Source organism: Streptomyces sp. H51, from assembly GCF_035656535.1.
In the GTDB taxonomy this organism is placed as follows: domain Bacteria; phylum Actinomycetota; class Actinomycetes; order Streptomycetales; family Streptomycetaceae; genus Streptomyces.
Genome location: NZ_JAYMHD010000069.1, coordinates 136,795 through 159,026 on the forward strand (window position 1 = coordinate 136,795; position 22,232 = coordinate 159,026).

Sequence of the window (22,232 nt, forward strand, 5' to 3'; positions counted from 1 at the left end):
GACCGCTGAGACATGCCGTGACCAGGTACGTCGGTACCGGCGGCGGCGCCACCGGGAAGGCACCCGCGACGCGTCCGTCCCGGTCGGCCCGTTCGCCGGACCCCGGCCGGGCGGCGAGCCGGCCCGGATCACGCGTCCGCGGGCCGGTGCGCGCTCAGCGGGCCGAGTCGGCCAGGGCCTCGGTGACCGCGCGGACGCTGCGCGCGATGTGCTGCAGTTGCCGCACCTCGGCCGCGTACAGCTTGATGGTGTGCTCGATGACCGACTCCGGCAGGCCCAGCCTCGGCAGGTCGGCGCGGGCCGTCTGCAGGGCGGTGCGGGCGACCCGGATCTCGTTGTGGACCTGGATCTGCGCGTGCCGGGCGAGCAGCACGGGGTGGCGGATGAGGGCCGGATAGCTGGCGTAGCGCGTCGGCACCAGCTCGCGCAGCCACTTGGCCGCCGAGCGCTCCCAGTCGAAGGAACCGGGCGTCTTGACCTGGCACGGCCAGTCCGGGCTGATGCGCGTCGTCGTCAGGGGCATGATCATCGCTTCCGGGGGTGCGGCGTCGTGGGGGGTGGTCCGACGGGGGCGGGCGGCCCCGGCCTAGGGGATGACCGGGGCCGCCATGGGCGCTCGCACAGGCGAGGCCCGACCGAACACCCTGGGCGCCGACGCGGGTAGGAGACGGCGGCTTCGGGGGTTCGTGCAGGAGCCCGGGAAGGCGTGCGGTGTCCGTGCGGCAGCTGGTGCGGCGTACGCATGGCGGACCGTGGCTTTCTGCGGGCGGTGCGGGGGAGGGGACGGGGGCGCGGAAACGTGTCTCGGAGTGAGCCGGGGCGCGATCCGTGAGAAGTATTTATATATGCCGTCCGCTTTGCAAGAAGCATGAAAACATTCATGCGCGCTCTGTCCGTGAATGTCCCCTTCTGGCATCGGGTGGGGTGACGAGAGGAACGGCGGGGGCCGGCCGGGGAGGGCCGGACGGATCAGTCCCGCAGGAAGAACTGGTGCTGGTCGGAGATCTGCTCGTACGCCTCGAGCCGGGCCTGGGTGCGCTCGGAGTCGGCGTCGGTCATCGCCTGCAGCAGCGCGGCGGCCATCACGCCCGGTGCCGCGTAGGAGTCGAACACCAGCCGCGAGCCGGTGCCGGTGGTGAAGGTGACGTCCGCCTCGTCGGCCACCGGCCCGAGCGCCAGGTCGGTCACCAGAGCGACCTTCAGCCCGGCGTTCCTGGCGACCCGCACCGCGGTGAGCGTCTCCTGGGCGTGCCGGGGCATCGAGAAGGCCAGCACCCAGGTGCCGCCGGCCTCACGGGACTGCAGCAGCGCGTCGTAGGCGATGCTGCCGCCCAGGGTCACCAGCCGCACGTCGGGGTGGATGCGGCGGGCGGCGTAGGCGAAGTACTCGGCGATCGAGGCCGAGATGCGCAGTCCCAGGACGGTCAGCGGGGTCGACGCGGACAGCTTGCGGCCGACGTCGATCACCTGGTCGGGGTCGGCGAAGTCACGCCGCAGGTTCTCCAGGTTCTCGATCTCCGCGTCGACCGCCGCCTGCAGCTCGTTGCTGACGTTCTCCTCGGCCGCGCCCGGCCCGCCGGCCAGCGCGCCGAGGGCGACCGACTGCAGCTTCTCGCGCAGCGCCGGGTAACCACTGAAGCCCACCGCGGCGGCGAACCGCGTCACCGACGGCTGGCTGACGCCGACCCGCTCGGCGAGGTCGGTGATCGACAGGAACGCGGCCTCGGTGATGTGCTCGATCAGGTACTGGGCGATGCGCCGCTGCCCGGGGGAGAGCCGGGGCCGGTCGAACAGCGTCCGCAGCTGGGAGGTCGGGGACGCCTCGGCCTCCGGAGCGGTCTTGCCCGAGGTGATGGCGGATGCCTGTGCGCGTGCCTGCTGTGGCGATGGCACCGGTGCGCCTCCTTTGTCTCGCACAGTGCTTCAACATAGCTCACCCACCGCACTGACCAGGGCTTGCACCGGCGCTCCCGGCCCGCCGGACGCCGCTTGCGGGCCGGTCCACCAGCCCGATGCCTCACCGGCGGTAGATCGTGATCGAGTGACCGACGTCGTCGACGGGGCGGCTGCTCGCGATCAGCCCGGCGAGTTCGCCGCGCGCCTTGGCCGCCGCGGAGTCCGACACGACCAGCAGCCCGCGCACCTCGCGCGCGGGGACCTCGCGCGGGTCGGCGGCGTCGATGCCGTAGGCGGACGGCACACCACTGCCCTTGTAGACCAGCCAGATCCGCTCGCCCCGGTAGCGCTCGCGCAGCCGGTCCGCCAGCCGGCCCAGATCCTGCCCCCAGTCCACGTTCGAGTCGTGCAGCCGCAGATGGGTCCTGGCCGGCCCGCCGAACGCCTCGTTGGCGTACGGCAGGTAGTAGGGACACGTCCGCAGCGAACTCACCGCGACGAACAGCACCAGCGCCCCGGTCGTCCACGGCGCCCACCGCCACCGCAGCGTCGGGACGCAGCCCGCCGCGACGGCGAGGAACATCGGCACGAAGACGGCGTACCGGGTGCCCAAGTCCCGCGACCCGTGCATGGCCGCGGCCAGCAGCACGGCCGCCGGCAGCAGCACGTACGGCGCCGCGGGCCGCAGCCGCCGCACCGCGAGCAGCGCGACGCCGTCGGCGGCCCCCAGGGCCAGCAGCCCCAGCGGCGTCTTCACCAGCAGCGCGGCCGGCAGGTAGTACCAGCGCGACCCGGTGTGGAGGCGGCCGAAGAGGAAGCCCTGCCAGGGCCGGTTCTCCAGGCCGAACTGCACGCGCATCCCGTCCCGGTAGGCCTCGGGGAACGGCAGCAGCCGCACCAGCAGCCCGCGCAGCCCGTGCACGGCGGGGATGTGCTGCCCGGGCGACCAGCGCAGCCGCGGATCGACCGCCAGGTAGGACGTCCATACGACGGCCACGGCGGCGAGCGCCACGACGGCCGCGCCCGCGACGGCTCGCCCTGCCGCGCCCGCGACGGCCCGCCCCGCCGCGCCCGCGACGGCTCGCCCCGCCGTCCCGCGGCGGTCCGGCTCTGCGGTCCCGCAACAGTCCGGCCCTGCCGTGCCCGCGGCGGCTCGCCCCGCGGTCCCGCGGCGGTCCGGCCCTGCGGTCCCGCGGCGGTCCGGCCCCGTCGTCCCGCGGCGGTCCGGCCCCGTCGTCCCGCGGCGGTTCGGCCCCGTCGTCCCGCGGCGGCTCGGCGTCCCGGCGTGCCACACCGCCCAGGCGGCCGTCGCCGCCAGCACCGGAACCGCCGGCAGCGCGCTCATCTTCGTGGCCACCGCCGCGCCGAGGGCCGATCCGGCCAGGGGCAGGTACCGCCGGGGCCGCCGACGGGCCCGCCACAGCAGCCACACCGACGTCAGCACGAACCCCGCGGCCGGCACGTCGAGGGTGGCCAGCGACCCGTGGGCGATCACGTCGGGGGAGAAGGCGTACAGGGCGAGCGCGACCACCGCGCCCACCGGACCGGCGAGGTCCCGCGCGAAGGCGAACACCACGAGCCCGAACAGCAGGGTCAGCGCGATCACCGGCAGGCGGGCCCACAGCATCACGCGCCAGGGGTCGTTGCCCGACTCGTACAGCAGGTGCCGCCCGAACCGGCCCTGGTCGCCGGGCAGGGAGGTGTCGACGTGCGGGCCGGCGGCCGCCACCCCCACGGCCACCAGCAGCTTGCCGAGCGGCGGGTGCTCCGGGTTGAGGCGCACCCGGTGCTCGCGCAGGTAGTCGGCCGCCGTGCCGACGTACACCGGCTCGTCGATCGTGGGGGTCTGCTGGACGGCGGTCGTCACCATCGCGGCGGCCATCTGCGCCAGCAGCACGGCCACCAGGAGCGGGGTCGGCAGGCGCCGCGCGGCCCGGCGCGCCGGCGCCGCGTCCGGCGCCGGCCGCTCCGGGCCGTCACGGGTGCCCCGGTCCGGGGCCGAGCGCTGTTCCGGCGCCATCACCCGCTCCGCGGTGACGCCGGCCGCGAGGTGGCGGGAGCGATCGAGGGCCGTCTCATGGCCCTTGCCCAAGGCGTCCTTCTCATGGCCCCACTCTCGCACCGGCTCCCGCCACCGGCGGCGTCACCGCTTCAGGAGTCGTCAGGAGTCCGACAGACCTTCCGTCGTGCACACGGGTACGGCCCGCAGCGTGGGGGAGTTCAGCTCCACGCGGTCGAACCGACCGCGCAGCACGGCGGCGGCCAGGACGGGCACCGTGCTGCCCGCGGCAGGCGGCCGCTCGGCGTCGAGACGCAGCGACAGCACGCTGCCGGGGTCCGGCAGCGCCCGCCGGGTCACCCGCAGGGCCGCGTCCTGCCCGGCGCGCAGCGTCACCTCCAGGGCCGCCGACTCCTGCGCCGGTACCCGCCGCGCACCTCGGCCGGCCGCTGGAGCCGCAGCGTGCCGCCGGGCACCCGCACGTCGCCGCGGCCCAGGGCGTGCGACGAGCCGGCCACCAGCACGCCGTCCGTCACGGTGGTGCCGCCCGCGTAGGTGTTGCGACCGGTCAGGGCCAGCGTGCCGGTGCCCCGCTTGGTCAGCCCGCCGGCGCCGCCGATGTCGTTGCGCCGGCTGTCGGCCGCGGCGAAACCGCCCGCCGCCGCGTCCGGGGCGACGGTCACGTCGGAGTCGAAGGAGCCGTACCCGTCCGCCGCGGCGAACAGGTTCAGGCGCCCCCACTGCTCGAAGCCGTCCAGCAGGACGTACCCGGAGGACAGCGCGGTGGTGCGCAGCACCTCGCGCCGCTGCCCGGCGTCCAGGTACGGCAGCCGCGTCTCCGGCAGCACCTCCGCGCCCTTCGGCACGGTCAGCGGCTCGCTGCGGCCGTGCCGGGTCAGCACGTACGTCAGTCTGGGCCGCACCGCGCGGGCGTTGGCGTCCCGGTCCGCGTACGGGTCGGTGCCGGGCGCGGCCGAGTGGGCGTAGGCGTACAGGGTGTCGGCCGTGGCGCCGGTCCGCTCCTGGAAGTAGGCCAGGGCCTGGGCGCGGGCGGCGGTCCTGAGCTCCGCGTTCGCCGGGACGGCCAGTGCGGCGGCGGCCAGCGCGGTGGCCATGACGCGCCCGCCGAGGACGTCGACGGTGGAGTGCATGCCCGCCATGATCCGGCCCGTGGTTCCGGGAGCGGCCTCCCGGAACCACGGGCCCGCTCAGCGTCGCCCGTCCGCCCGCCCCGGCTCCCGCACCACCAGGTCCGCCCGCTCCCGCGTCGCCGCCACCAGTCCGGCGTTGCGCTGGTCCGAGCGCTCCACCCAGGCCACGGCCGCCTCGTGGTCCTTGCCGAACTCCTCGTGCCGGGCGACCAGCCGGCGCACCCGCTCCTCCTCGTCGAGCTCGCAGAACCACACCTCGTCGAGGTGCGGCCGCACGCGCGCCCACGCGCCCGTGTCCAGCAGCAGGTAGTTGCCCTCCGTCACCACCAGCCGGGCGGTCGGCGGCACCGGGATCGCGCCCGCGATCGGCTGCTCCAGCACCCGCTCGAAGCCCGGCGCGTAGACGACGTCCGCGGTGTCGTCCCGCAGCCGCCGCAGCAGTGCCGCGTACCCGGCGGCGTCGAAGGTGTCCGGCGCGCCCTTGCGGTCGCGGCAGCCGAGCCGGTCCAGTTCGGCGTCGGCGAGGTGGAAGCCGTCCATGGGGACGTGCGCCACCCACGGACTCCCGTCGCCGTTCAGCTCGCGGACCAGGCTCTCGGCGAGCGTCGTCTTGCCGGCGCCCGGGCTGCCGGTGATGCCGAGCACCGCACGGCGGCCCTCCCGGGGCAGGGCACGGGCACGAACGAGGAGGTCGTCGAACGTCGTCGGCACACCCCAGAGTGTGCCACCGGCACCGCGACACGTCCGCGGCGCGGTGTCCCACACCTGTGCATACCGGACCAATGGCGCGTTTCGGTCTGCTCCGCCGTGCACATGTGGCCGGAACCACCCGCTGCACCGGCCCCGATGGGGAAAGGTGTCCGGTATGACGCAGCTCGGTCTCCCCGAAGACATCCAGGCCTGCCTCTTCGACCTCGACGGGGTCGTCACCAAGACGGCGGTGGTGCACGCGGCCGCCTGGAAGGAGACGTTCGACGCCTTCCTGCGCGAGCGGGAGGGCGAGGGCTTCCGGCCGTTCGACAGCGGTGCCGACTACGACGAGTACGTCGACGGACGCCCCCGCGCCGACGGCGTGCGCACCTTCCTCGCCTCCCGCGGCATCGAACTGCCGGAGGGCCATCCCGACGACCCGCCTCAGGCGCAGACCGTCAACGGCGTCGGCAACCGCAAGAACGTCCTGCTGCTGGAGCGGATCCGCACCCAGGGCGTCGAGCCCTACGACGGCACCCTGCGCTACATCCGGGCGGCGCGGGCGCGGGGCCTGAAGACCGCCATCGTCTCCTCCAGCGCCAACACCCGCGACGTGCTGCACTCGACCGGCATCGAGGACCTCTTCGACGTCCGCATCGACGGCGTGGTGGCCGCCGAGCGGGGGCTGCCGGGCAAGCCGCGCCCCGACACCTTCCTCGCCGCCGCCCGGGACCTCGGCGTCGAGCCGTCGCGGGCCGCCGTCTTCGAGGACGCCCTGGCCGGCATGGACGCGGGCCGCTCCGGCCACTTCGGCTACGTCGTCGGCGTCGACCGGGTCGGGCAGAGCGAGGCGCTGTACGCCCACGGCGCCGACATCGTCGTCAAGGACCTCGCCGAGCTGGGAGGGCGTGCGTGATCACCCACCGGTCGTACACCGTCGAGCCGTGGTGCGTGCGCGAGACGGAACTGCACCTGGACGTCCTGGCCCAGAGCGAGTCGGTGTTCGCCCTGTCCAACGGGCACGTCGGCTGGCGCGGCAACCTGGACGAGGGCGAACCGCACGGCCTGCCCGGCAGCTACCTCAACGGCGTCCACGAACTGCACCCGCTGCCCTACGCCGAGGCCGGGTACGGCTACCCGGAGTCCGGCCAGAGCGTCATCGACGTCACCAACGGCAAGATCCTGCGGCTGCTCGTCGACGACGAGCCGTTCGACCTGCGCTACGGGCAGGTCGTCGCGCACGAACGCGTCCTCGACCTGCGCCGGGGCGTGCTGGAGCGCACCTGCGAGTGGACCTCGCCGGCCGGGTCGACGGTCCGGGTCCGCTCGACCCGGCTGGTGTCGCTGACCCAGCGGGCCGTGGCGGCCGTCGCCTACGAGGTGGAGGCGGTCGGCGACCGCTGCCGCGTGGTGATCCAGTCCGAGCTGGTCGCCAACGAGAGCCTGCCCGAGCCGGACGGCGACCCGCGCGCGGCGCGGGCGCTGACGTCGCCGCTGGAGCCGGAGGAGCACTTCGCCTCCCGCAACAAGCTGCGTCTGGTGCACCGCACCCGGCGCAGCGGCCTGCGCGTCGCCGTCGCCGCCGACCACACCGTCACCGGCCCGCCGCGGACCACGATCAGCGGCGAGAGCGACGCCGACGTGGCCCGGCTGACCGTCACCGCCGTGCTGGAGCCCGGCCGGCGGCTGCGCGTGGAGAAGCTCGTCGCCCACGGCTGGTCCGGCGTCCGCTCGCGGCCCGCGATGAGCGGCCAGGTGGAGGCGGCCCTGGCGGCGGCCGCGCACAGCGGCTGGGACGGTCTGCTCGCCGAACAGCGCGAGTACCTGGACGACTTCTGGTCACGCGCCGACGTCGAGGTGGACGGGGACGAGGAGATCCAGCAGGCCGCGCGCTTCGCCCTCTTCCACGTCCTGCAGGCCGGCGCCCGTGCCGAACGGCGCGCGATACCCGCGAAGGGCCTGACCGGATCCGGCTACGACGGCCACGCCTTCTGGGACACCGAGACCTTCGTCCTGCCCCTGCTGACCTACACCGCCCCCGGCGCCGTGGCCGAGGCGCTGCGCTGGCGGCACGACACCCTCGACGCCGCCCGGGAGCGCGCCGCCCAGCTCGGCCTGGACGGCGCCGCGTTCCCCTGGCGCACCATCGAGGGCTCGGAGGGGTCGGCGTACTGGCCCGCCGGGACCGCGGCCTTCCACGTCAACGCCGACATCGCCGACGCCGTCGTACGCTACGTCACGGCCACCGGCGACACCGACTTCGAGCGCGAGGCGGGCGTCGAACTGCTGGTGGAGACCGCCCGCCTGTGGCGCTCGCTCGGCCACCACGACGCGCACGGCACCTTCCACATCGACGGCGTCACCGGCCCCGACGAGTACAGCGCCGTCGTCGACGACAACACCTACACCAACCTCATGGCCCGGGCGAACCTCCTCGCGGCCGCCGACGCCGTCGAACGCCATCCGCAGCAGGCCGCCCGGCTCGGCGTCGACGAGGAGGAGTCCGCCGCCTGGCGGGACGCGGCCGAGGCCGTGCACCTGCCCTACAACGACGACCTCGGCGTGCACGAACAGCACGCGGGCTTCACCCGCTACCAGCGCTGGGACTTCGAGAACACGGCCCCCGGGCAGTACCCGCTGATGCTGCACTTCCCGTACTTCGACCTGTACCGCAAGCAGGTCGTCAAGCAGGCGGACCTCGTCCTGGCGATGTACTTGTGCGGCAGCCACTTCGACGACGAGCAGGTGGCCCGCAACTTCGCCTACTACGAGCCGCTGACCGTCCGCGACTCCTCCCTGTCGGCCTGCGTCCAGGCCGTGATCGCCGCGCAGGCGGGCCATCTGCGGCTCGCCTACGACTACACGGTCGAGGCGGCGCTGATGGACCTGGCGGACCTGGAGCACAACACCCGCGACGGACTGCACATCGCCTCGCTGGCGGGCACCTGGACGGCACTGGTGGCGGGATTCGGCGGCCTGCGCCGCGACGGCGACAGCCTCGCGTTCGCGCCCCGGCTGCCCGAGAGGTTCAGCCGCCTCGCCTTCCACGTCCAGCTCCTCGGCAGCCGGCTGCGCGTGGAGATCGGCCCGGACAAGGCCGCCTACACGCTGCTGTCCGGCCCGTCCGTGACGATCCGTCACCACGGAACGCCGGTCCGGGTCAACGGCGACGGCCCGGCCGTGTGCCCGATGCCGCCGACGCCGGTGCGCCCGGCCCCCGCGCAGCCCCGGCACCGCGGACCGGGCGGTCGCTGACCGGGCCCGGATCCCCGTACCGGGGAGGGCCGCGCCACGGGTGCGCGGCGCGGCCCTCCCGGACCGTCGGTCAGGTGCGCAGCTTGGCCTCTCGGCGGAACTTGGCGAACTGCTGGTCCGGATCGCCCGTGTACGACCAGGGGGTCCGGGTGGCACGCCGGCCGAGCATCCGCAGCAGAGCCGCCGAGATGTCCTGCACACCGGCGTGGCAGGCGGCGTGCGCCAGGTGGTTGAGGTCGCGCAGTTCGCCGGGCGCGATGATCTCGTCGGGCCGGACCGAGATCCAGCACTGCCAGGTGCGGCGCACGGCGCTGACCGCGCCCTCGTGACTCCAGTGCTGCCCGTGGCCGACGGCGGACTGACCGCCGTCGACCGCGTCCAGGAGGTGCCGGTACTCCTCGACCCGCGCGTACTGCACCAGCACCGGCAGCGGGCAGCCGGGCGGCGCGACGCCCGCCGCGTCGTGGGCGAAGTCGTACATCAGGCCGTGCGAGCCGTGCCAGCGCGCCGAGTAGTAGTGCAGGACCTGCAGGTGGCCCTCCACGCTGTACGGGTCGCGCGCGTGCAACTCGTCCCACCAGCGCGCCAGCTCCTGCCGCCGCACCCCCGCCGGGTACAGCCGTGCCACGGAGATCAGGGAGACCCACGGGGTGGGGTCGTCCGGCAGTGCCTCGGCGGCCTGCAGGCAGGCCATCACCGCGGTGTCGATGCGCTGCTGGTCGATCGGCACGCCCCGGCCCGCGGCGATGGCCAGGTTGAACGCCCGCGCGGTCTCCGTCGCCGCCCGCAGCACCAGCGCGTCGGCGTTGCGGGGTTCGGCGGCCAGCCACGTCTCCACCGTCGAGTTCGCGGCGCAGGCCTGTGCGAGCAGGCGGATCCGGTGACCCCGGGCCAGCCAGTCCGGGCCGGTGGCCCGCAGCAGCTCCCGCAGGCCCTGCCAGCGGCCGATGACGATGTCGTGACGGCTGGAGGTGAGGGAGGTGTCGCCGCAGTCGGGGTCGTAGTCGGGGGTGAAGCGTTCGCGCGCCATCTGGGTCTCCCTCAGAAGTCGGTGGGAAGACCTTCGTGGGCACGGGTGCCCGCGGGCGCGTAGGCGTCGGGGACGACGTAGTCCGCTTCCACGGTGCGGGAGGCGTCCAGGCGGGCGGGCCGGTAGTAGTCGCTGCCCCGGCGCCAGTACCACAGCATCGGCACCAGGCCGGCGGCGAGCCCGCCGATGCCGATCGTGATGGCGGCGGTGCTCAGTTCGCCCAGCGACTCGACGAAGACCCAGAACATGAACCCGGCGCCGAACAGCGGCCACAGCCCGGCCAGCAGGAAGTGGGCCGGGGACTTCAGCAGCATCTTGCGGTACGCGACGACCACCGCGAGGCCGGCCAGTCCGTAGTACACGGCGATCTGCAGACCCATCGCCGAGATGGCGTCGGAGAGGATGTCGCCCACCGTGCCCAGGGCGTTGGAGGCCACCATCATCACCAGTGCCACCGCGCCGACCACCGTGATGGCCACCCAGGGGGTGTTCCAGGTGCGGTGCACCTTGCCCAGCGCGGACGGCATCGTGCGGTCGCGGCCCATCGCGAACAGGGAACGCGTGACCTGGATCAGCGTGGTCTCCAGGGTGGCGATGGTGGACAGCATCACCGACACGAGCAGCAGCTTGCCGCCCCAGCCCGGCCAGAGTTCCTCGCCGAGCACCGACAGCACGTTGGCGTCGTTCTCCTCGATCTGCCGGGAGCTGAGGACGACGTTCACCGCGATGGTGAACACCTCGAAGAGCAGGAAGACGATGCCCACGCCGATCAGTCCCGCAAGGCCCGTCGTACGACGGCTGTTGCGGGTCTCCTCGCTCAGGTTGCTGGTGACGTCCCAGCCCCAGTAGTAGAAGGCGGCGATGAGGGCGCCCGAGGCGAAACCGGTCATTCCGTCGAAGTGGGAGAAGCCCAGCCACGACCAGTCGAAGGGCCGCGCGTTGTCCGTGTGGAAGAGGGCGAGCACCACGAACAGGCCGAGGATGGCGAGCTCGACACCGGACATGATCAGCTGCGCGCGGGCGGTGAGCCGGGCACCGCCGAGCACCACCAGCAGCATGATCACGAACCAGCCCGCGCCGACCGCCGTCGACAGCGCGGTGTTCCCGGCGAGGTCGTCGTCGAACAGGGCCAGGGTCATCGAGCCGGCGGGCAGCGAACCCGCCACCATGAAGATGGTGGTCGAGATCACCAGCGCCCAGCCGCTGATGAAGCCCAGGAACGGGTGGAGCGTGCGCCCCACCCACGAGTAACTGGCGCCCGCGTTCACGTCGATGCGGCTGAGGTAGCTGAAGGCCAGCGCGATGCCCAGCATGGGTATCGCGCCGTACAGCAGCGCCGCCGGGCTGGCCAGCCCCACCGCGCCGACCAGGACCGCGGTGGTCGCGGTGAGCGAGTACGCCGGGGCGCTGCCCGCGACGGCCATCACCACTGTGTCGAACGTGCCGAGGGCGTTGGCCTGGAGCCCTCTGCCCTTGTTGTTGCTCATCGTTGCGCTGCTTTCCGTCGTGCACGTCGCGAGGACGACCTGACCCCGACGTCGTCGGTGGGGCTGGGGTGGTACGCACTCCACGCACTCCTGACCGGTGAGGGTCGCCCTCGGGCCAAAAGTGGCGAAATGGCGTGGTGGATCCCGCCCGGTCGGTGCGTCGCCGGGCGATCACAGCGTGTGTGCGAGTGATGATAGCCCTCCTCGTCCCTCTGGCAACGCCCACCTCCTGAGTCACCCGGGAGGGCGGGGTTGGACGGCGCGCTTCGGGAAACGCGGACCGGGACACCCGACGGATCCGATCAGGCGCAGTGCGCGAAGGAGACCACCATGAGCAGCGAGGAGACCGCCCCCGCGCCGATGGGCGACGACGCCTACCAGCCGACCGGGACCAACGAGGAGCAGGCGGACGCCGCTCCGCTCGACCTGCAGGACACCCTCGACGAGCGGACCTACGACGACACCCTCGACGAGGGTTACTCGCCGCCCGAGAGGCCGCTGGGCGTCACCAAGTACGGCACCACGGCGGCGGAACAGCACGCGGGCGAGAGCCTCGACCAGCGGCTCGCCCAGGAGGTGCCGGACGCCGGGGTGCCCGCCGGGGACGAGGTCGGGGACCTGCCCGGGGGCGAGGGGGAGCCGACCGACCCGGAGGCGGGCGGCGACCGCGCCGGGCGCCTGGTCGCGCCGGACGAGGGAGCCCACGCGAACACCACGAAGGAGGAGGTCGCCTCCGACGTGGGTGTCGACGGCGGAGCCGCCGGCGCGGAGGAAGCCGCCGTCCACGTCGTCGACGACACGGCGTTGCCCGGCGCCGAGCGGGACCGCTGACGCCGGATTCCGCTCCGGGACCCGAGCCCCCTGCTGCTGGGCGCGGGCGATCAGGTCGGCGACGGTGATGTCCTCCCCCAGCCGGTAGCTGGGCCCGTACAGATCACGCTGGGTGAGGGCCGGTGAGGTGGAGCGCCGCCCGGCGCGGCGTCTTGGAAGGGACGGTGCCGGTCCGGACGGAGGCCCCGCCGACCATGTCGGGGTCGGCGACGGTGACCCTGCGGCGAACTCTTCCGCGGCGATTCGGCGGCCTTCTGGCCGCCCGGGCCGGATCCTGTGACGAACACGTCTAAGTCGGGCGCCTCAGGAATCCGGCAGCCCTCAGGCACCCTCCGGAGGGGCGGACGGGCACGAGCCGACACCGCCGCCACCGGGGCTTCGGCCGCGTCACGCCCGTGGGCCCGGCACTTCCCCGGCCGGACCCGCGGGCGGGTGGGCGGACGCTGGTTACGGCAGCAGTTTGTCGAGGGCGGCGGGGCCCTCCGCGTCCAGCTTGCGCTGGGCCCACGCGAGGTTGCGCGGGTTGAGGTCCCTGCCCGCGGCAAGGACGACGTCCTCCGCCGACACATCGGTGCCGGTGCGGGCGTGAAGCAGGTCGTCCGGGGTGACGCCGTCCTCGGACGGCCCGGACGCTTCGGGCTGTGACGTCGACATGATCTCTGCTCCTCGAGTCCGGATCACTTGTTCGGGCCCGGTGCGGTCATCGGGTCCGCTACCACCATTGAACCCCCTTTGCCCACCCTGCATCCGGTACGGGCGTTGCTCAAGAGGCCCGGGGGGCCCGAAGGACGTCCGGTGAGGACTTGGGGCCGCTCGGCCCAGCCGTGCGGCCCCGGACAGCGGCGAGCAGGTCCCGAGTACGCCCCGAGCGCGGCCGGAGAGCGCCGGACGCGCGAAAAACCGCTGGACGTGGACGCGCGGAAAACCGCTGGACGTGGGGGAGCGGCGCTCCGTACTGTCGGACGACACGCCCAGGACCGGACGGAAGGAGGCGAGTGCCGTGCAGTTCACCCTCACCCAGCGCTCCCTCGCCGGCGTCCCGGCGTGCACGGCCTGATCGGGCCGGGAGCGCTCCACGCAGCACGCATCCCGGAGGATCCCGTGACCGGACTGGTCATCCGTACGCTCGACGAGAACGACGCTCCGCTCTTCGACGCCCACCCGGACCCGCTCGGCGCCCGCGAGGCGCACCGGCTGACACGTCACCGCCCCGACTGGAAGCGCGTCGCCCTGCGCGACGGCACCGTCGTCGCCCGCGGCGCCTGGTGGGGCGGCCCCGAGGACACACGGCCGGTCAACATCAACTGGTTCGACGTCGCCGAGGGCGAGGAGGAGGCGGGGGCACGGCTCCTGCGCACCGCGCCCTGGCACGTCGACAACCTGGAACTGACGCTGCCCGCCCACTGGCGGGACGAACCGGCCCTGCGGACCGTCGCCGAGACGCGCTTCCGGGCCGCGCGCGCGGCCGGCTACGAGCTGCTGGTCGAGCGCTACCTGTACCGCTGGACGCCGGAGTGCGGACTGCCCGAGCGGCCGGGGCGGCTGCGGTTCGCGCCCGAGCCGGACGACGCGGTCTTCCTCGACGCGCTGCGCCGCATCCACTCGGCCACCCTCGACGCCCACGCCCTCAGGGCCGTCGCGCTCGGCGGCACGGACCGGGCGGCGCGGGAGGAGCTGGACTTCTTCCACTGGCTTCCGTCGCCCCGGTGCTGGTGGCAGGTCGCGCGTACCTCGCAGGGAGACCCGGTCGGCATCCACATCCCCGCCCACAACCCCTCGGGCCCCTGCGTCGGCTTCATCGGGGTCCTGCCGGAACAGCGCGGACACGGCTACGCCTACGACCTTCTCGTGGAGTGCACCCGCTTCCTCGCGGAACAGGGCGCGGAGTTCGTCGCGGCGGCCACCGACCGGGCGAACACCCCCATGGCCGCCCACTTCGCGAGGGTGGGTTACCCCATCGTGCGGGAACGGGTCAACTTCCACCTCACCGAGGCGGCCCTCGCCGGATGACGGTCCCGCGCCCGGCGGCGTCGCCCTTACCGGGAGGGGTCCCCGCGGTCGGGCGGTGGCGCCCGCGCCGGGAACGGTCCCCGTCCCCGGGGCGGTCCTGCCGGGGGTCGGCTCCGCGCCCGGTGGTGCCGGCTCCGCGCCCGGTGGTGGTTCCGGTGGGGTGGTTCCTCGTGCCTGGTGGTGCCCTTGCAGGGTCCCGATGCCCGGAGTGGTCCCTGCCGGGTGACGGTCCCGCGCCGGGTGGCGCCCGTGCCGGGAGCGGTGCACGCGCTCGGTGGGGGTGCGGTGCCTGCCGGGGGCGGCCTGACCGTCGTACGGCCTGACGGTCCCGTGCCCGGTACCGGGCCACGCCGGGTGGCGGTCCCCGCCCGGTGACGGCCGCCGGTGGTCCTCACCGGGTGGCGGATTCAGTGCCCGGAGAAGGATCCCGCCGGGTGGCGGAGGCCGGGGGACGGGGCGTGGTCAGCCGTGGGGGGCCGACCGCCGCAGTACGTCCTCGGCCTCGGTGAGGATCTCCGTGACCCGCAGCCCGAACGCGGCGTCGCAGGGGTGCGGCCGCCCCGTCCGCGCAGCCGCGCACAGCGCGTCCGCGGCCCGGGTCAGCGACTCGACCACCGAGTGCGGGCTGTGCGGCAGCACCGTCACCCCCGACTCGCCGCGCAGTTCGACGGCGGACCCGGCCGCCGCGGGCGGCGCCGTCAGGCTCAGCGTCAGCGTGCTGGACGCACCCGAGGTGTGTTCCAGCACCAGGTGGACGGTGTCCCCGGGACCGGGCGCCGCGGCCGACACCCTCCGTACGTCACCGAGCACCGGCAGGACGACGGACAGCGCGTGCGGGCCGACGTCCCACAGCGCGCCCTTCTCCCGCCGCCACGGTGAGGCCGCGAACGGGCTGTCGGTCGTGAAGACAGCGCCGAGCCACTGCGCCCGCGCGGTGAACCAGCCGCCGCGCTCCGACTGTTCGGCGATCCATGCCTCCGGTTCCGGCTGGAAGCGGGTGGTGAAGAAGACGACCGAGGCCGTACCGGCCTCCCGCACGGCCTCGACCACCGCCCGGGCCTGGTCGGCCGTCGTCGCCAGCGGCTTGTCCAGCAGCAGGTGGCAGCCGGCGCGGGCGGCCCGCACGGCCAGCTCCGCCTGTACGGCCGGGGGCAGCGCGACGGCCACCGCGTCCACGTCGGCGAGCAGGGCGTCCACGTCGTCGTAGGCGCGGGTGCGGTGACGGTCGGCCAGCTCCTTCGCGGCCTGCGGACGACGGCCCCACACGCCGACGAACTCCAGTTCCGGGTGCGCGGTGAGCGCGGGTGCGTGCGCCGTCTTCGCCCAGGGGCCGGTGCCGAGCAGTCCGATCCGCATGCCGTCGCCTCTCCACATCGTCATGTCTTCACGTCTTCACGTGTCCACATCGCCAAGACGTCATGTGCGCCGGGCCTTCCGGAGGCCGGCACCCACGACCCGTCCGCGGTCGAGCTTCGCACACGCGTCCGCCCCACCGGCAGCCCGCGAGCCGGAAGCGGCGTGCGGCGAGCCGGCGGGAGGCGACGAGAAGGCCGCCCCGGTCCGGCGGGACCGGGGCGGCCGGGTGTCCGGGACCGCGCCCGCGATGAGCGGCGGGAACACCCGCGGCGGCCCGCTCAGGCCGCCCGGCGGTCCGCGGCGGCGGACTCGCCTGCGAACGGCGCCACGCCGGCGCCGGCTTGGGCCGCGTCACGGCTCGAGACCAGACGCAGATGCCTGCGCCGCCCGGCGTGCCGGCGGCGGGCGGGTGCCGGGTCGAGCAGACGGTCCTCCAGACGGTCCATCAGCACGAGCATCCCGCACAGGGAGGGCAACAGCAGTACAGCGACGAATATCACGACGACAACCCCTTGGACCGGTGACGCAATCCGGGTGCTCGTATGCGCGCGGCTCATGGGCGGACCGACTGTGAAGAATTGGTGATGATTCCGTGTCGATGTATTCGTCGCGCTTGCCTCCATCGTCTTCTCGGCGGTCAACAGCCGCTCCTGACACCCGAATTGGGTCTCGTGCGACGGCACAGGAAGGGGCGGCGCCCGGCCCCGATGCCTGGCCTCGACGCCGGCCTCGACGCCGGCCCCGACGCCGGTCCGTCCCGGGCCGTGAGCCGGCCCCCATTCAGCGCCCCGGCTGCTGAATGCGTTCTCTTTCCTCTATTGGACCTTGGGCCGTCGGGCGGGTCAGGCTGGAGGGCGTGCTCCGGTGCGCCGCCGTCGAACCCCGGCGTGCCGGACGCCCATCGGTCCCGCGACAGTCTGAAGAGGTCACGAACTCATGCACACCCGCCGCATCGGTGACGTCGAGGTCAGCGCGATCGGTCTGGGCGCGATGCCCATGTCGATCGAAGGGCGGCCGGACGAGGCGCGTTCCCTTGCCACCCTGCACGCCGCCCTCGACGCCGGCGTGACGCTGATCGACACCGCGGACGCCTACCACCGCGACGCCCGCGAGGTCGGTCACAACGAGATCCTGATCGCCAAGGCCCTCGCCTCCCACGAGCGCGGCAAGGACGTCCTGGTGGCCACCAAGGGCGGCCATCTGCGCCCCGGCGACGGCAGTTGGACCGTCGACGGCAGCCCCCGCCACCTCAGGGAGGCCTGCGAGGCGTCCCTGCGCAGGCTCGGCGTCGAGGCCATCGGGCTCTACCAGTTCCACCGCCCCGACCCGCGCGTGCCGTACGCCGACTCCGTGGGCGCGCTGCGCGATCTGCTGGACGAGGGCAAGATCCGCATGGCGGGCATCTCCAACGCGAACCCCGACCAGATCCGGCAGGCCCGCGAGATCCTCGGCGGCCGGCTGGTGTCCGTGCAGAACCAGTTCTCGCCGGCCTTCCGCTCCAGCGAGCCCGAGCTGCGGCTGTGCGACGAGCTCGGCATCGCGTTCCTGCCCTGGAGCCCGCTCGGCGGCATCTCCCGGGCCCGCGAACTGGGTTCCGCGTACGCGCCGTTCGCCCGGGTCGCCGAGGCCCACGGTGTGAGCCCGCAGCGGGTGTGCCTGGCGTGGATGCTCGCCAAGTCGCCGGTCGTCGTCCCGATCCCCGGATCGAGCCGCCCGGAGACGATCCGCGACTCCGTCGCCGCCGCCGACCTCGTCCTGGACGCCGGCGAAATCGCCGAACTCGACGCCGTCTGACGCTGTACCCGGCACACACGCGTACTTCCCGGCGACATGGGGAGAAGGCGCTTGCCGTCACAGGTCACCGGGGAGGAAACCGCCGATGGCATCGCCGTTGGAAAGACCGCTCGACCACCGCTACCGGGACGAACACCCGCTCCGCACCCTCGCCTACCTGCTGCGCGCCGACCGCCGCCGCCTCGTCGCGGCGGTCGGCGTCTTCACCGTCAAGCACAGCCCCGTCTGGCTGCTGCCGCTGATCACCGCGTCCATCGTCGACACCGTCGTACAGCACCAGCCGATCGGCAGGCTCTGGCTGAGCACCGGCGCCATCACGTTCATCCTCCTGGTCAACTACCCCCTGCACCTGCTGTACGTGCGGCTGCTGTACGGCAGCGTCCGGCGGATGGGAACCGCCCTGCGCTCGGCGCTGTGCACCCGGATGCAGCAGCTCTCGATCGGCTACCACTCGCGCGTGAGCGCCGGTGTGCTGCAGGCCAAGGTGGTCCGCGACGTCGAGACGGTCGAGCAGATGGTGCAGCAGACCGCGGAGACCGGGCTCGGCGCGATCACCGTGCTCACCGGCGGACTCGTCATCATCGGGGTGCGCACACCGGAGTTCCTCCCCGTCTTCATCGTCGTCGTGCCCGCCGCCGCGCTCGTCGTGGCCCGCCTGAGGGCCCGGCTGCGCACCCACAACGAGCACTTCCGCCACGAGGTCGAGACCCTGTCCTCGCGGGTGACCGAGATGACCCGGCTCATCCCGGTCACCCGCGCCCACGGCCTGGAGGGCAAGGCGCTGCGCCGCATGGACGGCACCCTGCACCGGCTGCTGACCTCCGGCATGCGGCTCGACCTCGTCAACGGCCGCTTCGGCTCGCTGGCCTGGGTGGTCCTCAACGTGGTCGGCGTCATGGTGCTGGCCGGCGCGGCCCTGGTGTCGTACTACGGCGTCTGGGGCGTCACGCCCGGCGACGTCGTCATGCTCAGCGCCTTCCTGACCACGCTCACCAACTCGACCACCACGCTGGCCGGCCTGGCCCCGGTCGTCACCAAGGGCCTGGAATCGGTCCGTTCCGTGGGCGAGGTGCTGCAGGCGCCGGAACTCGAGGACAACGAGGGCAGGTCCGAACTCACCTCGCTGCGCGGCGCCGTCACCTTCGACGACGTCGGCTACGCCTACGGCGACGACGGGCGCTACGCCGTACGGGACTTCAGCCTCACCGTCGTTCCCGGCGAGACGATCGCGCTCGTCGGCGCGTCCGGCGCGGGCAAGTCCACGGTGCTCAACCTCGTCATCGGGTTCGTCCGTCCGACACCGGGCCGGCTGCTGCTGGACGGCACCGACATGAACACGCTCGACCTGCGCACCTACCGCAGGTTCGTCTCGGTGGTGCCGCAGGAGTCGATCCTCTTCGACGGCACGATCCGCGAGAACGTCGCCTACGGCATGGACGACGCCGACGAGGAGAAGGTGCGCGCGGCCCTGCGCGACGCGAACGCGCTGGAGTTCGTCGACCGGCTCCCGCAGGGCCTCGACACCCTCGTCGGTGAGCGCGGCGCCCGCCTGTCCGGCGGCCAGCGCCAGCGCCTGGCCATCGCCCGCGCCCTGATCAGGAACCCCAGGGTGCTGATCCTGGACGAGGCGACCTCGGCACTGGACACGCGCTCCGAGGCCCTCGTGCAGCAGGCGCTGGCCCGGCTGCTGCACGGGCGGACCACCTTCGTGGTGGCCCACCGGCTGTCCACGGTGCGTGGCGCGGACCGGATCGTGGTGATGGGCGACGGCCGGATCCTGGAGACCGGCACGCACGAGGAACTCCTGCGCCGCGGCGGCGCCTACACGGCCCTGCACGGCGGACAGGCCGCCTGACGGGCGGGCGGCCTGACGGGCGGCCGCCCGCGCGTCAGGCGGCGCTGCCACGCGGGACGCGGTGCCGGCACGTCGCGTCGTGGTCGGAGCCGAGGCTCGTCCACCAGCGTTCGCAGCACGCGCCGTCCAGCTCCTCGCGGACGATCGCGTCGGCGCCGGGACCGCCGGAACCGCCGGAACCGCCGGGACCACCGTGGCCTGGCGGGCCGCCTGGCCCGACGGGTTCGGCGGCCGCCCGGCAGAGGTCGGTGACGACCGACTCGCGGACGGCCCCGATCACCGGGACGAGACTGGCGGCGGCGAACAGGAATCCGGCCCACAGCGGGCCGTGGCGGAACTCGAGGAGCGTGGTCCAGGCGAGCCCGCCGCTGGTGGCGAGGTAGAGGACGCTGAGGAGACGGCCTGAGCGGTTCATGGTCGGTCACCTTTCGTGCTCGGAGGATTGCACTGTGCTCAACGCGTCAGAGCGCGAGGGGAACCGGGCCGGAGGCGACATCGCGTCCATCGCGGCACGCGGTGCCGGAGGGGCGCATGGTCCGGCCGTGCCCGGGCACACGAGCCGCAGACGAAGAAAGGGGCGCCCCGTGCTCGTTCCGGACCCGAAGGCCGTCAGAACACTGCTCACCAGGTACGCCACGCTGCGCATCGCGCAGGCGGAGCGGGAGAGCCCCGAGATCGCACGCGAGGCGCGTGCCGTCGGCGACCGGCTGTGCGCGATGACGGGCGCCGCGGACCTCGACGAGGCGATAGCCAGGGCCGACGCCCTGCTGCTCGCCTCCCGGCGGGCCGGCCGCGCGGACGGGGGGCTGTCGCTCGCCGTGTGAGGCGCGGGCGCCCTCATCGCGCGCGACGGTGGAGCCGGAGCCGGCACGGGCTCCTTCCTCGCCCGTCCGGGTGCCGCACGGCGTCCGCCGGGTCCGCGCCGGCATCGGGCCGGCCGTGCCCGCCCGGGGTTCCCCCGCGGTCTCGCCGCCGTCTCAGCGACGGGCGGCCTGGGCGGCCGATGACTTGTGGTGTCCATCACCCTGACCGCCGTGGCCGCCGGCATCCTGGTCGCCTGCGTCCCGCCCCGTCAGGACGGACTCCTCGGCCGACTCGGTGACGGGCGGTCGGCGGAGCGGGCGGACACCGTGCAACTCGCCACGTCCGCAGGCGTGTTCGGTCCGCTCCGGGGCACAGTATCGGCGCTGGTGACCGTCCGGCCCGGCCCGGACGGCCGACGCCGGCGGACCCCCGGCCCGGCCGGGATCCGGGGCGGACCTCACCTCCTCCCGCCGAATCCGCCCTCCGACGTGGCCGCGGCCCCTAGACTCGGCACCCGTGCCCATGTGCGTGGGCAGCACTAGGAAAGGCGCGTTGACGGGTGTTCCAGGAGTCCCCCATCTACGACAGACTCGTCGCCGAGCGCGGCGACGTCCCCGCACATACCCGCAGAGAGGCCGAACGGGTGAGCCGGGAACTGGAGTACGTCATGCGGCCTCTGCAGTCCCACGGCGCCTTCACGCCCACCGAGCGCCCGGCCTCCCCGGGGGCGGGCTGGCAGCGTACGGCCCTGCCGCCCGGCTCGCTCCCGCACTGACGCGCGCTCAGCACACCGTCCGGCTCGAGTCGTCGCGGCGGGTGTGCGGCCGCCGACCGGGCCGCGCCAGCCACTCGGCGATGGTCCGGGCGATCGGCTGGCCCGTCTCCACCTCGACGAAGCCGAACTGCCCCGACTGGTTGCACTCGAGGAACCACCAGGTGCCGTCGGCGTCCTCGGCGAAGTCGAACGCGCCGTAGGACAGTTGTGCCTCCCGGACGTAACGGCGGACCGCGTCGGAGACCCGGGGCGGGACGTCGGCCGGGCGCCACGGCACGTCGCCCGAGGCGAAGCGGACGTCGACCTCCTCCGGATCGGCGTCCTCGGCGACGGCCTTGCGGGCCGCCAGCATCCGCCCGCCCACCACGGTCAGGCGGACGTCGGCCCGCTTGGCGACCCGGCGCTGCAGCAGCGTGGGCCCGTAGGCGACCGCGGAGAAGTCGGTGTCCGGTGCGACCCGGCTGGTCGGCACCGCCCGCGGCGGATCCTGCGGGTGCGCACCGGAGACCGGTTTGACCACCAGGTCCGGGAAGCGTTCGGCGAAGTCCCGGGCGGCCTGCGGGAACGTCGTGATCAGGGTGGCGGGGACGGGCAGCCCGCAGCGCTGGGCGAGGCGCAGCTGCCATGGTTTGTGCCGGGCCCGGCGGGCCGCGTCGGGATGGTTCATCCAACGGGCCCCCGAGCCGCGGAGCATGCCGTAGAGGGCCTGGGAGGACTCCTCCGTCAGCCATGCGGACGGTGCGGCGGCCCGCGCGGCCGCCGCACCGGGTCTGCGGACCCACACGGACCGCAGACCGTCGATGCTCACCAGGCGTCCCGCGGACTGCAGATGGCCGCGGAAGGCCCCGTGCACGTACTCGGCCGACAGGGCCACGCCGTCGGTCAGGTCGGCGGGGTCGAGCCGGACCACCGGAACACCGGACGAGTTGAGGTGCACGACGACCATGTCGGCCGTCACGTCCTCTTCGGAGGTCAGGATCAGCACCGTCATCGTCGGTGGTTCCGTGTTCAGTCGTCGAAGTGAGTCTTGGAACCCGCGGTGGATGTCGTGGTGCCGAGTTCCCTCAGCAGCGCGAGGTCACGCGCGGCGACCCGGCCGTCGAAAAGCACGTTCAACTGCAGCCCGGAGTCGTAGACGTACGGGGTGGTGGCTTCCAACTCCACCGCTGGACGTGCGTAGTTGAGCGTGAACGGTTGCATCGTCTCTCCCTCGTCGGTGCTGCGCCGATCAGACGGTCCCCCTCATCGTGGCTCCGTCCGGTCCGCCGACTGCCTTGCCCTTCCAGTCACTTATACGAA

20 protein-coding genes and 2 pseudogenes are annotated in these 22,232 nt (G+C 73.8%); 8 read left to right on the forward strand and 14 right to left on the reverse strand.

Going from position 1 to position 22,232, the window contains the following annotated elements:
* Positions 1-154 precede the first annotated feature (154 nt).
* From VKA29_RS25085 to VKA29_RS25105, 5 genes and pseudogenes are all read right to left on the reverse strand, one after another.
* Positions 155-529: a hypothetical protein gene (locus tag VKA29_RS25085; RefSeq protein WP_324788225.1), complete on the reverse strand. Its 375-nt coding sequence runs from the start codon at positions 527-529 to the stop codon at positions 155-157.
* Positions 530-969: 440 nt separating this feature from the next.
* Positions 970-1,893 carry a MurR/RpiR family transcriptional regulator gene (locus tag VKA29_RS25090; protein ID WP_324788226.1) on the reverse strand — a complete coding sequence of 308 codons (924 nt, stop codon included), beginning with the start codon at positions 1,891-1,893 and terminating at the stop codon, positions 970-972.
* Positions 1,894-2,017: 124 nt separating this feature from the next.
* On the reverse strand, positions 2,018-3,916 hold the full coding sequence (locus VKA29_RS25095) for a phospholipid carrier-dependent glycosyltransferase (protein ID WP_420718560.1): 1,899 nt from the start codon (positions 3,914-3,916) through the stop codon (positions 2,018-2,020).
* Between the two features lie 141 nt (positions 3,917-4,057).
* Positions 4,058-5,061 (reverse strand): annotated as a pseudogene (locus VKA29_RS25100) (autotransporter-associated beta strand repeat-containing protein); the annotation flags it as partial.
* A 42-nt stretch (positions 5,062-5,103) separates the two neighbouring features.
* A complete protein-coding gene (locus VKA29_RS25105) occupies positions 5,104-5,757 on the reverse strand; it encodes a nucleoside/nucleotide kinase family protein (RefSeq protein WP_324788227.1) in 654 nt (217 codons plus the stop codon).
* Positions 5,758-5,911: 154 nt separating this feature from the next.
* Here VKA29_RS25105 and VKA29_RS25110 point away from each other — a divergent pair, with 154 nt between their 5' ends.
* Positions 5,912-6,652: a beta-phosphoglucomutase family hydrolase gene (locus tag VKA29_RS25110; RefSeq protein WP_324788228.1), complete on the forward strand. Its 741-nt coding sequence runs from the start codon at positions 5,912-5,914 to the stop codon at positions 6,650-6,652.
* Positions 6,649-8,991 carry a glycoside hydrolase family 65 protein gene (locus VKA29_RS25115; RefSeq protein ID WP_324788229.1) on the forward strand — a complete coding sequence of 781 codons (2,343 nt, stop codon included), beginning with the start codon at positions 6,649-6,651 and terminating at the stop codon, positions 8,989-8,991. Before VKA29_RS25110 ends, VKA29_RS25115 begins: the two co-directional genes overlap by 4 nt.
* 70 nt (positions 8,992-9,061) lie before the next feature.
* Here VKA29_RS25115 and VKA29_RS25120 read toward each other — a convergent pair whose 3' ends face one another.
* Positions 9,062-10,021 (reverse strand): hypothetical protein, encoded by a 960-nt coding sequence (locus VKA29_RS25120; protein ID WP_324788230.1) that lies wholly within the window; start codon positions 10,019-10,021, stop codon positions 9,062-9,064.
* An 11-nt stretch (positions 10,022-10,032) separates the two neighbouring features.
* Complete coding sequence (locus VKA29_RS25125; RefSeq protein WP_324788231.1) at positions 10,033-11,508, reverse strand: APC family permease; 1,476 nt, start codon at positions 11,506-11,508, stop codon at positions 10,033-10,035.
* A gap of 330 nt (positions 11,509-11,838) precedes the next feature.
* Between VKA29_RS25125 and VKA29_RS25130 the strand changes: the two genes are divergently transcribed.
* Positions 11,839-12,339 carry a DUF5709 domain-containing protein gene (locus VKA29_RS25130; protein WP_324788232.1) on the forward strand — a complete coding sequence of 167 codons (501 nt, stop codon included), beginning with the start codon at positions 11,839-11,841 and terminating at the stop codon, positions 12,337-12,339.
* On the opposite strand, the pseudogene VKA29_RS25135 reads toward VKA29_RS25130, so the two are convergent.
* Both VKA29_RS25135 and VKA29_RS25140 read right to left on the reverse strand, forming a co-directional pair.
* A pseudogene (locus VKA29_RS25135) lies at positions 12,298-12,626 on the reverse strand (Si-specific NAD(P)(+) transhydrogenase); the annotation flags it as partial. The gene VKA29_RS25130 and the pseudogene VKA29_RS25135 overlap by 42 nt on opposite strands.
* Before the next feature lie 160 nt (positions 12,627-12,786).
* On the reverse strand, positions 12,787-12,993 hold the full coding sequence (locus tag VKA29_RS25140) for a hypothetical protein (protein WP_324788233.1): 207 nt from the start codon (positions 12,991-12,993) through the stop codon (positions 12,787-12,789).
* A 447-nt stretch (positions 12,994-13,440) separates the two neighbouring features.
* Between VKA29_RS25140 and VKA29_RS25145 the strand changes: the two genes are divergently transcribed.
* Entirely contained in the window at positions 13,441-14,349 is a 909-nt protein-coding gene (locus VKA29_RS25145; protein ID WP_324788234.1) for a GNAT family N-acetyltransferase, read from the forward strand.
* Between the two features lie 462 nt (positions 14,350-14,811).
* On the opposite strand, the gene VKA29_RS25150 is transcribed toward VKA29_RS25145, so the two are convergent.
* Together VKA29_RS25150 and VKA29_RS25155 are read right to left on the reverse strand one after the other, a co-directional pair.
* Positions 14,812-15,705, reverse strand: coding sequence for a Gfo/Idh/MocA family oxidoreductase (locus VKA29_RS25150; RefSeq protein WP_324788289.1), 894 nt, complete (start codon positions 15,703-15,705; stop codon positions 14,812-14,814).
* A gap of 278 nt (positions 15,706-15,983) precedes the next feature.
* The gene (locus VKA29_RS25155; RefSeq protein WP_324788235.1) at positions 15,984-16,205 is read right to left on the reverse strand and encodes a hypothetical protein; all 222 of its coding nucleotides are present in this window, start codon (positions 16,203-16,205) and stop codon (positions 15,984-15,986) included.
* A gap of 436 nt (positions 16,206-16,641) precedes the next feature.
* Between VKA29_RS25155 and VKA29_RS25160 the strand changes: the two genes are divergently transcribed.
* Together VKA29_RS25160 and VKA29_RS25165 are read left to right on the forward strand one after the other, a co-directional pair.
* Positions 16,642-17,499 carry an aldo/keto reductase gene (locus VKA29_RS25160; RefSeq protein WP_324788236.1) on the forward strand — a complete coding sequence of 286 codons (858 nt, stop codon included), beginning with the start codon at positions 16,642-16,644 and terminating at the stop codon, positions 17,497-17,499.
* 85 nt (positions 17,500-17,584) lie between these two features.
* Complete coding sequence (locus VKA29_RS25165) at positions 17,585-19,354, forward strand: ABC transporter ATP-binding protein (RefSeq protein WP_324788237.1); 1,770 nt, start codon at positions 17,585-17,587, stop codon at positions 19,352-19,354.
* 34 nt (positions 19,355-19,388) lie between these two features.
* Here VKA29_RS25165 and VKA29_RS25170 read toward each other — a convergent pair whose 3' ends face one another.
* Positions 19,389-19,769, reverse strand: coding sequence for a hypothetical protein (locus VKA29_RS25170; RefSeq protein ID WP_324788238.1), 381 nt, complete (start codon positions 19,767-19,769; stop codon positions 19,389-19,391).
* A gap of 169 nt (positions 19,770-19,938) precedes the next feature.
* On the opposite strand from VKA29_RS25170, the gene VKA29_RS25175 reads away from it, so the two are divergent.
* Together VKA29_RS25175 and VKA29_RS25180 are read left to right on the forward strand one after the other, a co-directional pair.
* Positions 19,939-20,178, forward strand: a complete 240-nt coding sequence (locus tag VKA29_RS25175; RefSeq protein WP_324788239.1) for a DUF5133 domain-containing protein — start codon at positions 19,939-19,941, stop codon at positions 20,176-20,178.
* Between the two features lie 539 nt (positions 20,179-20,717).
* Positions 20,718-20,933 (forward strand): hypothetical protein, encoded by a 216-nt coding sequence (locus tag VKA29_RS25180; RefSeq protein ID WP_324788240.1) that lies wholly within the window; start codon positions 20,718-20,720, stop codon positions 20,931-20,933.
* A 7-nt stretch (positions 20,934-20,940) separates the two neighbouring features.
* On the opposite strand, the gene tgmB is transcribed toward VKA29_RS25180, so the two are convergent.
* The gene (gene tgmB, locus VKA29_RS25185; protein ID WP_324788241.1) at positions 20,941-21,924 is read right to left on the reverse strand and encodes an ATP-grasp ribosomal peptide maturase; all 984 of its coding nucleotides are present in this window, start codon (positions 21,922-21,924) and stop codon (positions 20,941-20,943) included.
* 17 nt (positions 21,925-21,941) lie between these two features.
* Complete coding sequence (gene tgmA / locus VKA29_RS25190; protein ID WP_324788242.1) at positions 21,942-22,133, reverse strand: putative ATP-grasp-modified RiPP; 192 nt, start codon at positions 22,131-22,133, stop codon at positions 21,942-21,944.
* Positions 22,134-22,232 lie beyond the last annotated feature (99 nt).